The sequence below is a fragment of the Marinactinospora endophytica genome (assembly GCF_054780875.1).
Genome location: NZ_BAAGVM010000013.1, coordinates 35,767 through 48,340 on the forward strand (window position 1 = coordinate 35,767; position 12,574 = coordinate 48,340).

The window sequence follows — 12,574 nt, forward strand, 5'->3', positions numbered from 1 at the left end:
CCCCGCCAAAGGTCGGGAGGTCACTCCCGCGTCAGGCCGCGCACGATGGCGTCGGTGTTGGCGCGGGTCATCTCCACGTAGGTGGCCGCGCCCTCGCCCTCCGCGGTGAGGGACTCGGAGAAGAGCGGGATGACCTCGATGTCCAGGCCGGCCTCTTCGGCCATGACCCGGGCGAGACGGTCGGGCTGGGAGGAGTCGGCGAAGACCGCCGGGACGCCGGCCTGCTCGACCGCGCTGGAGAGGGATTCCAGGTCCGAGGCGCTCGGCGAGGCCAGGGTGGTGCCGCTGGGGATCACCGCGCCGATGACCTCGAAGTCGTAGCGCTGGGCGAGGTAGCCGAAGACGTGGTGGTTGGTGACCAGCCTGCGCCGCTCCTCGGGGATCTCGGCGAAGGCGCGCGTGTTCTCCTCGTGCAGCTCGTCGATCTGCCCGCCGTACTCCTCGGCGTTGGCCTGGATCCGTTCGGTGTCGACGCCGTCGACCTGTTCGGAGACCTGGGCGGCGATGAGGTCGACGGCCTGGCGGACGCGGACCGGGTCGGTCCAAAAGTGCGGGTCGGCCTGTCCCTGTGTCTCGCCCTCGGTGTAGTCGATCGGGTCGACGGCCTCCCCGACGGCGAGGGTGGGCACACCCGCCTGGTCGGCGGCCTCGACGTTGCGGTGTACGCCCTCCTCCAGGCCGAGGCCGTTGTGGATGACGAGTTCGGCGTTCTCCAGCAGGGCCGCCTCCTGCGCCGAGATCCCGAAGGAGTGCGGGTCGGCACCGGGTTTCATCAGCACCGTCACTTCGGCCTGGTCACCGACGATGTTGCGGGTGATGTCGCCGAGGATGTTGGTGGTGACCACGATGCCGGAGCGTTGCTCTCCCTCCGCGGCGCAGCCGGACGCGACCGCGGTCAGGAGCAGGGCGAGGACGGCGGGGAGCAGCGCCCGGCCTCGGGGACGGGACGAAAGAGCGCGCATGTTCCTCACCAGCCCGTCTCAACCATGAGGTCGGGGGTGAACCCCGGCTCGAAGGTGCGTGCCAGGCGCAGGTCGTCGTTGTAGTCGATCTCGTGGACCGCGCCGGCCGCGGGGTCGTTGACGTAGGCGCGGGCCGTGTCGATCCGGATGACCGGGGCCGTCGCGGCATCCTCCGCCGGCGGCTCCATCAGCTCCGTTGCCGCGGTCTCCTCGCCGGTGGCGGGGTCGTAGGAGCGCAGGGTGCCGTCGGCGCCGAGCACCAGGACGGGCATGTCCTCGCCCGCGGCGCTCACCGCGACCGTGGGTCCCGTGTCGAGCAGGGTCCACTCCCGGGCGGCGATGTCGAGCACCCACACGCCCTCGTCACCGGCGCGGCCGGCCAGGACCGGGGTGCCGGGACGGTGTTCCAGGCTCTCGACGGGTCCGGCGTCGGCGTCCTCGGGATAGGGGATCTTCTCCACCACGGGCACCGCGTCCTCGCCCTCGCCCTCGGTCACCAGCAGCGCGCCGTCGGAGCAGCCCAGGACGGCCCCGCGGCGGGTGACCGCCTGTCCCTGCGGGGACGGGCAGTCCTCTTCGACCGTGGCCCGCACCGGCTCTCCGGCCCGGTCCAGCAGCCGAACGCCGTCACCGTCCACGACGAGCAGGTGCCCGCCGTAGGCGAGGGCCACCTCCTCGTCGAGGGCGGCGGTCTCGGTGATCTCCCCGTCCTCCAGCGCGGGACGGTCCAGCACCGTGGCGCCGCCGTCCGAGGACAGCGTGCTGACGGCGAGGTCGCCGGTGACCTCCAGTCCGGCGCCGGCCTCGACCTCTCCCACGAGCCGGGTCTCGGCCACGTAGTAGTGCGAGTGGTCGCCGTGGTCGACCGTCCAGGTCCCGCTGTCGAGGATCGCCGTGCCGGCTGCGCCGCCGAAGTAGGCGAATCTGCCGTCGGTGGCGACCTCCCGGACCCCTTCGGCCCGTCCCACCTCGGCGACCTCCTCGGTCGCCGGGTCCAGCGTGTACAGGGCGCCGTCCGCGGTGTCGGCCATGACCAGACGCCACTGCGGCTCGGCCATCTCCTGGGCGCCTTCGACGTAGCCGTGCGGGGTCGCCTCGGGGGACGCCGCCTCCGGGGGCGCTTCCTGGCCGGCGGAGGCGCACCCCGCCGTCAGCAGGAGCGCCGCCACCAGCGTGCTGGGCGGGATCGCCGATCGGTTACCGAACATCATCGTGTGACCTCGAACTCCTTGTGGGATGCCTCGGGGGAGGCCGGCGTCAGGACCGCCGAGCGGCGGTCGCGCAGGGACGCCGCGAACGCTGAGATGAAGAAGAACAGGACCGCGACCGCGGCGATCGTGGCTCCCGCCGCGGTGCCCAGGTGCCACGAGACCAGCAGGCCGGTGAAGGTGGCGAGCGCCCCCAGCAGGGCGGCCCCGGCCATGACCACGGGGATGCGCCGCGCCCACAGCACCACCGCCGCCGGAGGCGCGATCAGCAGCCCGAAGACCAGCAGCGTGCCCACCACGTGGAAGGAGGCGACGATCGCGAGCGTCACCAGTCCCAGCATCACCACGTGCGCGAGGCGGGGGCGCAGGCCCAGCGTGGCGGCCTTGCGGGGGTCGAAGGCCAGGGCCACGAAGGAACGGTGAGCCACGAGCGAGACGGCCAGGGCGACCACCAGCGCTCCGGCGAGCACGGCCAGGTCTTGGCCGCGCACCGCCAGGACGTCTCCGAAGAGGAACCCGGTCAGGTCCACGGCGAAGGAACGGGAGTGGGAGACGATGATGACGCCCAGGGAGAGCATCCCGACGAACAGCAGCCCGATGCCGGTGTCCTGGGACAGGCGCGGCGAGCGCGACAGGGCGCTCACCCCCAGCGCCATCGCGGCGGCGCTGAGCGCGGCCCCCACGAACAGGTTGCCGCCCAGCAGGGAGGCCAACGCCACCCCCGGAAGCATCCCGTGCGACATCGCGTCGCCGAGGAAGGCCATGCCGCGCAGCACCACCCACGTTCCCGCCAGGGCGCAGATCCCCGAGACGAGGAGCCCGCCCCACAGGGCTCGGGCCACGAAGGACACCTCGAAGGGTGCGGTCAACCAGTCCATGGCGAACACCGTACAATGAAAATCATTATCAAAACCACAGGGGGACAGTGTGGAACATCACGCCAGAAAAGCGGTCATACTTCACAAAATCACCGCTTCATACGGAAAACGGACGGTTCTGCACGATGTGAGCACGGAGATCCCGGCACACCAGGTCACCGCCCTGGTCGGCCCCAACGGGTCGGGCAAGTCGACGCTCCTGGCCCTCCTGGCCGGCGTGCACCCCCCGGACACGGGCACCGTGCACCGCCATCACCGCGCGCGCCCCGCCCTCGTCCTCCAGCGCAGCGCGGTCTCCGACGCCCTCCCCCTGACCGTCCGCGAGACGGTCGCCATGGGACGCTGGTCCCACCTGGGACCGATCAGGCGGTTCACCAAGCACGACCGGGCGGTCGTCGAGACGTGCATGGAACGCATGGGCATCGCCGACCTGGCCGGCCGCCCCCTGGGCGCCCTGTCCGGCGGTCAACGCCAGCGCGCGCTGCTCGCCCAGGGGCTGGCCCAGGAGTCCGACCTGCTCCTGCTGGACGAGCCCGCCACCGGTCTGGACGCCGCCTCTCGCGACACGATGGCCGACGTGCTGGCCGGACTCGGCGCGGAGGGGGTCACCGTGGTCCACGCGACCCACGACGCCGACGCCGCCCGACAGGCCGGCCACCGCCTGGTCCTGAGCGAGGGCCGGCTGTCCTCCCGGCCCCACAACGCCGCCGTCGCGGAAGAGGTGCCCTCGGCGACCGGGTGACCCGTTGGAACGCCGGCCGAGGCGGACCCGGCCGGGGCCACGCTCCCCGTGGGCGGGCACACTCCCCATATACGGGACGGTGCCGGGCCGATCCCGCTGAGGGGAACCCGTCCCGGATGACGTGGACGCCCGCCGCCGACGTGCGCGCCCCGTTCCGTCTCGCCGCCCGCCACCTCGCGAACGGAGCCGTCGACCACCGGCCCGTTCCGGGGCCGGTCCGACCCCGCAAGGGTCTTCGCGGTTCCGGCGCGGTGCCATGGGTCTCGGAGATGGAGGCGCGGGGCCGGGCGGGAGAGGTTCCCGCTACCGCGCCGCCCCGTGGACAGGTGTCCACCGCGGCGCCGAGCAGCGGGTCGGTCGGCGTTCGAGGCGGGGCGGACCCGACTTCACGGCCCCTGAGGGTGCCGGTCCGCGGCGGCGGGGCGTGAACGCGCGAGACGGACCGACCTGCGGACACACCCACCCCTGTGAGGTGGCGTCCGCGTGAATACCCGCCGGGTGGCCGGGGAGACGGGGCCGGGCCATGGACGCCTCCCGCCCGGAGGCCGCGCTCCACCCTGAGTAGGGGGCGGCGGCCGTCGCGCGACAGCGCGAAGGGACGGCGGGCGCCTTGCACAGGCGGGAGCGTTCCCCGCGTCCGCGCCCCTGACCTTCCGGCCCGAGGGAGAAGGGCACAGACCGGCCACCGGGGTCGTGGGGCATCACCCGCGCGTCAGCGGGACGCCCGAGGAAGGGCGTCCGGCCCGGCCCGCATCCACGCGGAGGCGGGTGCGGAGTCCGTGCCCAGGAGAAGGATCGGCCGCACCGCCTCCGCGCCCACCGGCGAGCGGACCACCGGCCGCGGGACCCACCGGCGTGCTCGCCAACGGCGGTCCGCCCCCGGGCGTTCCCGGCGCGTCCGGACCCGACACGGCCGCCGCCCCACGCGGGGCGGCGCCGCGCCGATCCCGAGACGGAGGGCCTAGTCGTCGCAGGCCGGGCAGAGCCCCGACAGCTCGAAGAGGTGGTGGAGCGAACGGTAGCCGCTCGTCGCCGCGACCTGCTCGACGAAGGCCGCGATCACCCCCGGCTCGGCCACCTCCTGCACCCGGCCGCACCCCCGGCAGAGCAAATGGTGGTGGTGCGCCACACTGCCGCACCGACGGTAGAGGCGCTCCCCGTCGGGCGAGTGGACGGTGTCGACGGCCCCCTCCTCGGCCAGCCGCCGCAGCGTCCGGTAGACCGTGGACAGACTCGGTTTGCGGCCCGTCGTCCGCACCACGAGGGCGTGGACCTCCTGGGCGCTACGGAAGAAGGATTCCCGGCCGAGCGCCCGCAGCACCTCGGCGTCGTATCTGGCCATTCAGGCACCTCTCTGCCCCACCCGGGACGGCGAGCGGGCCACGGCCGGTCCCGGCCGTGGCCCGTGCTGCCCCGGATCCACCGAGCGCCGTGGAAACACCCGGGAGTACGACGAAAAGACGGTCGGGTTCGCTCCCGCGCCCCTTTCCCTGGCACGGCGTGGGCCGGGAGCGGTTCGCGGACGGGACCGGCGGGCCGCCGTCCCGTCCGGCGCTACCAGCTGGACTTGGTGACCCCGGGCAGTTCCCCGCGATGGGCCATCTCGCGGAAGCGGATGCGCGAGAGTCCGAATCGGCGCAGGTGGCCGCGGGGACGTCCGTCGATGGCGTCGCGGTTGCGCAGCCGGGTGGCGCTGGCGTCACGCGGCTGCCGGGCCAGCGCCCGCACCGCCGCGTCCCGCTCCTGCGGGGTGCTGTGCGGGCTCTTGATGATCCGCTTCAGCTCGGCCCGGCGCTCGGCGTGGGCCGCGACGATCCGGGCGCGCTGCTCGTTGCGGACGATCTTGCTCTTCTTCGCCATTGTTCAGACCTTCTCGCCCCGGGCGCGCATCTGCGCGACCACGCGCTCGATCCCCTGCCGGTCGATGACCCGGATGCCCTTGGCGCTGACGCGCAGCCGGACGTAACGCTGTTCGCTGGGCAGCCAGTACCGCTTGGTCTGGATGTTGGGGTCGAACCGCCTCTTGGTGCGCCGGTGGGAGTGCGAGACGCTGTTGCCGAAGGCGGGGGCCTTCCCCGTCACCTGGCAGATCTTCGACATCGTCGTTCCTTCCGTGGATCGGGGCGCCCGGCGGGTCCGGACGCCGTGGGGGCCGGGCGTCCCGGGGACGGGGACGCCCGGCCGGTCACTCGCCCCCGCGTCCGGAGGTCGTGGACCCGTAGGGCAGCAGCGCCATCTCGCGGGCGTTCTTGATCGCCTTGGCGATCAGGCGCTGCTGGCGCACGGTCACCCGGGTGACGCGCCGGCTGCGGATCTTCCCCTTGTCGGAGATGAACTTGCGCAGGAGGTCGACGTCCTTGTAGTCGATGTAGTCGACGCCGCGGAGCGGGTTGGCGAATCGGCGGGGTGCGGTCTTGCGAGACGGTGCCATGTCCGGGTTCTTCCTTTCAGGTGGTCGGGTCCTGGCGCGCGGCCGGAGTCTCAGGAGGCGGCGTCGAGGATCTCGGCGAACGGGTCGGTGTGCCGGGTCCACGGCCCGCCGGGTTCCCCCATCTCCTCGTCGGTGAGCAGGCAGGCGTCCAGGAGGGCGACGAGCCGCTCCTCGTCCAGGTCGATGCCGGTGAAGGAGAGGCACTGGCCGCGATCCCCCGTCTCGGGGTCCCAGTCCATGCGGGCCGCGGCCCGGCGCGCCTCGGAGGCGAGCTCCCACGCCCCCTCGGGCAGCGCCGCCAGCCACGGGCCGGCGGGTTCGATGGCGAGGGCTCCCCCGCCGGCGTCCCACAGCAGCACGGTGTCGGGGCGGCTGGCCAGCCAGAACCTGCCACGGCTGCGCAGGCCGGCGGCGACCAGTTCGTCCAGCGCCGCGTGCAGCCGGCCGGGGTCCATCGGCCGGCGGCGCCGCCATGTCACGGTGCGCACCCGGCCGCTCCGCGGCAGGCCGAGGTACTGGGCGCAGAGCGGGTCCAGTCGGACGGCGGCGGAGCGGGGGTCGAAGCGTCCCTGGAGCAGGTCTGGCAGCCGAGCGCTGTCCACGGGGAGGACCGCCGCGGCCGGGTTGAGGTGTTCGAGCAGCGCCCGGCGTTCCTCCCTGTGGGCCTCGTCTGCGGGTTCTCCGGCCAACGCCAGGATGGTCGGGTACTCGATCTGGCGTGTCAGCACCTCGGCCACGGTCCGGTCGTCCTCTACGGCGATGCCCAGGCCGCGTTCGGCGATGTCGTCGTCGCAGGAGAGGTCGGCGATGAGCAGGCCGGCGTCCACCGCGGTGATCACCGCGGCCAGGTGGAGCCGCCGGCTCACCGGCCGGCCGTCGACGAGCATGTCGAACGCCTCGGCCACCAGCCGGGGTTCGACCCCCTCCCAGGTCTCCACCAGGCACACGGGGGGTGCTCCATCGCCGGCGAGGTCGAGGAGGAAGGGGAGCAGGTCCTCGCGCAGCGTGCAGGTGATGCAGGCGTGCACGAGTTCCACGGGTCGTTCGTCGAGGACGCCCCGCGCGTCGCGCACCACCCGCCGGACCTCGCCGTCGGCGATGGCGCCGAGGTCGTGGTGGACGGCGATGGAGCCGGGGATGGCGCGGAGGAGGTGGTCGACGGTCCGGGAACGCGCCGCGTGGTGGAGGCCGGAGACCACCACCACGCGCATGGTCTCGGTGGGCAGCATGAAGGGACCTCATTCCCAGCATTGAAAACGATTTTCATTATCGTACATGAGATCTCCCGCCACTTGACAGATGCATATCGTTTTTCGATAACATCGAAAAACGATATGCGACCGAGTAGGAGAAGAGCATGGAGAACCAAACACGCTGGTCCCGCCTCAACGACCACCTGCTGGAGGGAGCACTCGGAGTGGCGCTGCTCCTGGTCGGCCTGTTCGACCTGCTCCTGCCGCTCCTGGGAGTGGCCGGCCTCCTCCCCATGGAGACGACGCGCCTGGTCCACATCGACACCCCCGCCCCACCCCCGGGGATCATGGACGCGGACGGCATGACCCTGCGCGCCGCCTCCACCGCCGAACTCGCCCTGACGGATCCCGGCCTCCCCGAGCGGCTGCTCCTCGCCCTGCCCGGGCTCACCGGCACCGTGCTGCTCGTCGTGGTCCTCGGACTCCTGCTGCGCATGGCCCGGAGCCTGCGCTCCGGTGATGTGTTCATCCCCGGCAACGTCTGGCGCCTCCACACCATCGCCCTGGCCGTCCTCCTGATCGGGCTCGCCGTTCCGCTGGTGGAGGCGGTCAGCACCGACCTGCTCGTGGGCGCCACCCCGCTGCACTCGATGGTCCCCTTCCACTACGAGTTCTCCACCGGCCACGTCTTCCTGGCCCTTCTCGTCTCGGCCGCGGCCGAGGCGTTCCGCCACGGTTCCCGGCTACGCGCCGACACCGAGGGACTGGTCTGATGCCGCCCGAGGAGTCCCATCGGATCGAGGTGCACCTGGACCGCCTCCTGGCCGAACGAGGGATGACCTTGAGCGAACTCGCCGGCCGGGTCGGCGTGACCGTCGCCAACCTGTCGATCCTGAAGAACGGGCGGGCCAAGGCGATCCGCTTCAGCACCCTCAGCGCCGTCTGCCGCGAGCTCGGCTGTCAGCCCGGTGACCTGCTCACCTACGGCGACCCGTGACCCTCGCCGGTCCCCTCGTCGCCCACCCGACGGCCAGGATCGGGGCGAAGAGGAGGGGGAGCGAGAAGCGGGTGGGCGGGTCCTGCCCGCCCGGCCACGGCCGTATCGGCGAGGAGCCACCGCCGGCCGGGAAAGCCGGGCCGCGCCCACCGTGGGGGACGGTGCCGCGGTCGCGTCGGCAGCCCCTGATCCCCGCGCGGACGTGCGCCGTCTTCTCGGACGGGAGCCCTGGCGACAGGGCCGTGTCGGCGGCCAGGAGGGACGCCCCGCGGGCCGGGCGGATCCGCCCCGGCTCCCCCACCGACGCCGGTCGCCCCGCCGGTCATGGGGCTCAGGCTCGCCAGAACCTTCCCGAGGCCGAGTGACAGGCCCGCCGCCCCGGTGAACCCGATCGGCTCCCACGTCCGCCCCTCGCCCCGCCGACCAGGGCGAGCGGGCCGACGGCCACCCGCGTGACGATGCCCGTCGTCAAAGGAGTCGCCGTTCTCGGCTTGCCCGGATCATGTTCGCGAACACGCCCCGCTGTGAGAGCCCCGCTGCCCTGTCCCACGCCTCCACGCGGCCGCGCAGGAGCCCGTCGCTCCGCCCCCGGTGCCACACCGCCGTGACCGAGCGGATTTCCCCACGAGGAGACGTCCACATCCCCCGGTTTTCGGGCGCGTGTCGCCTCATCGCACGTGGAGTGCTCCCGGCACGCGCCGGGGGGCTCTCGCGGCCACGCGCGGATCCGGTCAGACGCCGGGCCGCTCGGGCGAACTGCGCCACATCCGCTCGGGAACGCTCAGGTCCGAGAGCCACCGGCAGGTGGCGGGGGTCAGGTGGGCGATGAAGCGCGAGAAGGCGCGGCGGTGCCTGTCCCGGGTCGCCGCGGCGGCGAGCTCGGCGAAGGTGCGCCCCTCCTCGACGGTCAGGGGGATGCTGGGACGGTCGTGTGGGATCTCTCGGGGGTCCATGTGGCCTTCCAGGAGACAGCGGGTGCGCGAAGGAGAAGCAGTGTCCGGATCCGACCGTTTCGGGGGAAACGGTCGAGAACACAGACATGAAACCGTTGGGATCTCTTTCACTCACCGTTTTCCGCGCCCACTAAACAGGTTTCTGGAAAATGACGTCGTCGCCGCAGCAAGCACCGCGAAAGGACGGCCTCCGGCCGTTCCGGTTTTATTTTCCATTGCCCCCGGAAGCCATTTCGCGGCTTTTCCGATAGAACGACCGAGTTGTCCTTCGGGTGGACGGGGCACGGAAAAGACGAGATCACCCGTGGCCCCAAAAGGTCCCCGACCTGATGGCGCCCGGACCAGCGCCGACCAGCTCACCTGGACGGCCAGCCTGGGGCGCAGACCCGGACCATACGCTTATGCGCGCCGGGGGCCAGGGGCGGAGGGGGACGGTGGATCCGGGGGCAGCCCCCTCCTCCCCGATCCCCCGCTTCGTGATGCCCCGACACCGAGACCGACGGCTACGTGAAACGCCCCGGCCGGAAATACCGAACGGGCAGGGCACCCGCGCGCCGATCCCCTGACACCACCCGGCAACGCGATCCGTTCCCTCCTTTCCCGGCCCTGTCCCGCTCGCCCCGGTCCGGTGACGCGCATCACCCGCCTCCGGGAAAAGTTCCGGGAACTCCGGTGCCGCCCGAGCCGACTGCTGGTGTGCAACGGTCCGACGGCACACGTGGAGGGGCCATGTCAGGAACGGGTCGAAAACCAGGCGGTGGGCGGCCGTCACGGCACGCCGCCATCGCCCTGGTGGTGGCGCTGGTGGCACTGGTCCTGCCGGCTCCGCCCGCGTTCGCGCATAGCCGGCTGCTCTCCTCCACCCCCGCCGACGGCGCGCACCTGGCGACCTCTCCGGAGACGGTCCGGCTCTCCTTCAGCGACGGGCTGCTGGAGGTCGGGGCGGCGGTCACGGTCCTGGACGGCGACTCCCGGCCGGCGCAGACCGGGGAGATCCGCATCGACGGCGCCGAACTGACCCTGCCCCTGCCCGTGGAGCTGCGCGACGGCGGGTACGCGGTGCGCTGGCGCGTCGTCTCCGCCGACGGCCACCCCGTCAGCGGCTCCCTCACCTTCACCGTGGGGGACCCCACGGCCTCGCCCCCGGCCCTGGCCGGGGGACAGACCACCGCGGAGCCGTCCGCCTCCCCCGCGGCGACCGGCGCCCCCGCCCCGGCACAGTCCCCTCCCCCTTTGCGCGTCCTGGCGTTGGGCGGGCTGGGGGCGGTCGCCGGGGTGGCGGTCTACCTGGCCGTCCTCCTTCCCCTTCGCGCCCGTCGACCGATTCGGCGTGGCAACCACTGACCCGGGCCGTCACCGGCCCCCGCATCGAACACACGACAGCAAGGACACCGCCATGCACCCTCGCCCCCGCCGCCGCACCGTCACCACCATGGCCGTGCTGGCCCTCGCCCTTGTCGGCTGCGCGCAGGCCGAGCCGACGGCCCCGGAACAGTCCGCGCCTCCCGCGACCACACAGGCCGAGGCCATCACGGTCGAGGACGCCTGGATCAAGGCCGTCTCCGAGGAGGAGGGCATGACCGGGGTCTTCGGATCGATCGTCAACTCCGCCGGGCAGGAGGCCGAGCTCGTCGCCGCCGCCTCTGCGGTGGCCGCCAGGGTGGAACTGCACGAGGTCGTCACCGGCGACGACGGCAACGCCCTGATGCAGGAGAAGGAGGGCGGATTCACCGTCCCGGCCGAAGGCCGCCACCCCCTGGAGCCGGGCGCGGACCACATCATGCTGATGGACCTGGGCGGTGACCTCGCACCCGGCGACGAGGTCGAGGTCACCCTGGAGTTCTCCGACGGTTCCACGACCGGGTTCACCGCCCCGGTCAAGGACTACGAGGGCGCCAACGAGAACTACGGCGGCCACGACCACGGGGCGGAGGAGTGATGGGCGGCCCCCACCCCACCGACGAACCCCAACGGGAGGGGCGGCTGTCGCGACGCGGACTCCTCCTGGGCGGGGGCGCCGCGGCGGGAGCGGGCGCGGCCCTGCTGATCGGGGCCGACGCCCTGGTCCGCGCCGCCCGCCCCGACGCCACCCCCGAGGGTGAGCCCGCGCCGCACGGCCGCGACGTGGTCCCCTTCCACGGCCCCCACCAGGCCGGGATCCACACCCCGCCCCAGGCGCACGCGAAGTTCGTCTCCGTCGACCTGGCGAAGGAGGTCGACGCCGAGGGGGTGCGCCGCCTGCTCGTCCTGCTCAGCGACGACGCGGCGAGGCTCACCCAAGGGGAGGCGGCCCTGGCCGACTCCGAGCCCGAGCTCGCCCTGGTCCCGGCCCGGCTGACGGTCACGTTCGGCTTCGGACGCGGCCTGGTCGAGCGAGTCGCCCCCGACGCGGTCCCCTCCTGGCTGCGGCCGCTCCCCGACTTCGCCACCGACCGGTTGCGTTCCGAGTGGAGCGGCGGCGACCTCCTGGTGCAGGTCTGCGCCGACGACCCGGTGACCGTGGCCCACTGCGCGCGGATGTTGACCAAGGACGTCCGCGCCTTTGGAACCGTCAGGTGGGTGCAGGACGGTTTCCGGCGCGCCCGCGGCTCCGAGGCCGCCGGCACCACCATGCGCAACCTGATGGGCCAGGTCGATGGGACGGTCAACCTCGAACCCGGCACCGAGGACTTCGACCGGCTCGTCTGGGCCGGCGCGGACGCGCCGGCCTGGCTGCGCGGCGGAACCGGCGTCGTGGTGCGCAGGATCGCCATGGACCTGGAGGGGTGGGACCGGCTGGACCGGCCAGGCCGCGAGGAGGCGGTGGGCCGGCGGCTGTCCGACGGCGCCCCGCTGACCGGGGAACGCGAACACGACGAACCCGACTTCGCCGCGCTGACCCCGCTCGGATTTCCGCGGATCGCCGAATACGCCCACATCCGCCGCGCCCGGACGGAGAATCCCGACGAACGGATCTTCCGGCGCGCCTACAACTACGACGTGCCGGTCGCCGGGACCGCGGGACACGACGCCGGGCTGCTCTTCGTCTCCTACCAGGCCGACGTCGAGCGGCAGTTCGTCCCGATCCAGCGGCGCCTGGACGAACTCGACCTGCTCAACGAGTGGGTCAGCCCGATCGGCTCCGCCGTGTTCGCCGTCCCTCCCGGCTGCGAGGAGGGCGGGTTCGTCGGCGAGGGCCTGTTCGGAGCGTGAGGCCACGGTGGCCCCGGG

The 12,574-nt window shown here is 72.9% G+C and carries 15 protein-coding genes; 6 read left to right on the top strand and 9 right to left on the bottom strand.

The annotated features are described in order from the left end of the window. Positions 1–20: 20 nt before the first annotated feature. From aztC to aztB, 3 genes are read right to left on the bottom strand one after another with little or no spacing between them, the layout of a single operon-like run. Complete coding sequence (gene aztC, locus ACYVHU_RS21675; RefSeq protein WP_078760811.1) at positions 21–962, bottom strand: zinc ABC transporter substrate-binding protein AztC; 942 nt, start codon at positions 960–962, stop codon at positions 21–23. 5 nt (positions 963–967) lie between these two features. Next, entirely contained in the window at positions 968–2,173 is a 1,206-nt protein-coding gene (locus ACYVHU_RS21680; protein ID WP_078760810.1) for a WD40 repeat domain-containing protein, read from the bottom strand. Continuing rightward, positions 2,170–3,048, bottom strand: a complete 879-nt coding sequence (gene aztB, locus ACYVHU_RS21685; RefSeq protein ID WP_078760966.1) for a zinc ABC transporter permease AztB — start codon at positions 3,046–3,048, stop codon at positions 2,170–2,172. Before aztB ends, ACYVHU_RS21680 begins: the two co-directional genes overlap by 4 nt. A gap of 49 nt (positions 3,049–3,097) precedes the next feature. Between aztB and aztA the strand changes: the two genes are divergently transcribed. Continuing rightward, positions 3,098–3,790 (top strand): zinc ABC transporter ATP-binding protein AztA, encoded by a 693-nt coding sequence (gene aztA, locus ACYVHU_RS21690; RefSeq protein WP_498949404.1) that lies wholly within the window; start codon positions 3,098–3,100, stop codon positions 3,788–3,790. A gap of 961 nt (positions 3,791–4,751) precedes the next feature. Here the strand turns inward: aztA and ACYVHU_RS21695 are convergent. From ACYVHU_RS21695 to ACYVHU_RS21715, 5 genes are all read right to left on the bottom strand, one after another. Next, complete coding sequence (locus ACYVHU_RS21695; RefSeq protein WP_078760808.1) at positions 4,752–5,132, bottom strand: Fur family transcriptional regulator; 381 nt, start codon at positions 5,130–5,132, stop codon at positions 4,752–4,754. Between the two features lie 212 nt (positions 5,133–5,344). After that, the gene (gene rpsN, locus ACYVHU_RS21700; RefSeq protein WP_078760807.1) at positions 5,345–5,650 is read right to left on the bottom strand and encodes a 30S ribosomal protein S14; all 306 of its coding nucleotides are present in this window, start codon (positions 5,648–5,650) and stop codon (positions 5,345–5,347) included. Between the two features lie 3 nt (positions 5,651–5,653). Beyond that, on the bottom strand, positions 5,654–5,890 hold the full coding sequence (rpmB, locus tag ACYVHU_RS21705; RefSeq protein ID WP_078760806.1) for a 50S ribosomal protein L28: 237 nt from the start codon (positions 5,888–5,890) through the stop codon (positions 5,654–5,656). Positions 5,891–5,975: 85 nt separating this feature from the next. Then, the gene (gene rpsR / locus ACYVHU_RS21710; protein ID WP_078760805.1) at positions 5,976–6,221 is read right to left on the bottom strand and encodes a 30S ribosomal protein S18; all 246 of its coding nucleotides are present in this window, start codon (positions 6,219–6,221) and stop codon (positions 5,976–5,978) included. A gap of 50 nt (positions 6,222–6,271) precedes the next feature. Then, positions 6,272–7,450, bottom strand: a complete 1,179-nt coding sequence (locus ACYVHU_RS21715; protein WP_498949408.1) for a CobW family GTP-binding protein — start codon at positions 7,448–7,450, stop codon at positions 6,272–6,274. 128 nt (positions 7,451–7,578) lie between these two features. On the opposite strand from ACYVHU_RS21715, the gene ACYVHU_RS21720 reads away from it, so the two are divergent. Together ACYVHU_RS21720 and ACYVHU_RS21725 are read left to right on the top strand one after the other, a co-directional pair. Then, a complete protein-coding gene (locus tag ACYVHU_RS21720) occupies positions 7,579–8,187 on the top strand; it encodes a DUF2975 domain-containing protein (protein ID WP_078760804.1) in 609 nt (202 codons plus the stop codon). Next, complete coding sequence (locus ACYVHU_RS21725; RefSeq protein WP_078760803.1) at positions 8,187–8,411, top strand: helix-turn-helix domain-containing protein; 225 nt, start codon at positions 8,187–8,189, stop codon at positions 8,409–8,411. Before ACYVHU_RS21720 ends, ACYVHU_RS21725 begins: the two co-directional genes overlap by 1 nt. Positions 8,412–9,142: 731 nt before the next feature. Here ACYVHU_RS21725 and ACYVHU_RS21730 read toward each other — a convergent pair. Next, positions 9,143–9,364 carry a hypothetical protein gene (locus ACYVHU_RS21730; protein ID WP_078760802.1) on the bottom strand — a complete coding sequence of 74 codons (222 nt, stop codon included), beginning with the start codon at positions 9,362–9,364 and terminating at the stop codon, positions 9,143–9,145. Positions 9,365–10,093: 729 nt separating this feature from the next. Here ACYVHU_RS21730 and ACYVHU_RS21735 point away from each other — a divergent pair. The 3 genes from ACYVHU_RS21735 to ACYVHU_RS21745 are packed head-to-tail and all read left to right on the top strand — an operon-like array spanning position 10,094 to position 12,556. Continuing rightward, on the top strand, positions 10,094–10,708 hold the full coding sequence (locus tag ACYVHU_RS21735; protein ID WP_078760801.1) for a copper resistance CopC family protein: 615 nt from the start codon (positions 10,094–10,096) through the stop codon (positions 10,706–10,708). Between the two features lie 52 nt (positions 10,709–10,760). Next, entirely contained in the window at positions 10,761–11,303 is a 543-nt protein-coding gene (locus ACYVHU_RS21740; protein WP_078760800.1) for a copper chaperone PCu(A)C, read from the top strand. Beyond that, positions 11,303–12,556 carry a Dyp-type peroxidase gene (locus ACYVHU_RS21745; RefSeq protein WP_432940079.1) on the top strand — a complete coding sequence of 418 codons (1,254 nt, stop codon included), beginning with the start codon at positions 11,303–11,305 and terminating at the stop codon, positions 12,554–12,556. The genes ACYVHU_RS21740 and ACYVHU_RS21745 overlap by 1 nt, the downstream gene beginning before the upstream one ends. Positions 12,557–12,574 lie beyond the last annotated feature (18 nt).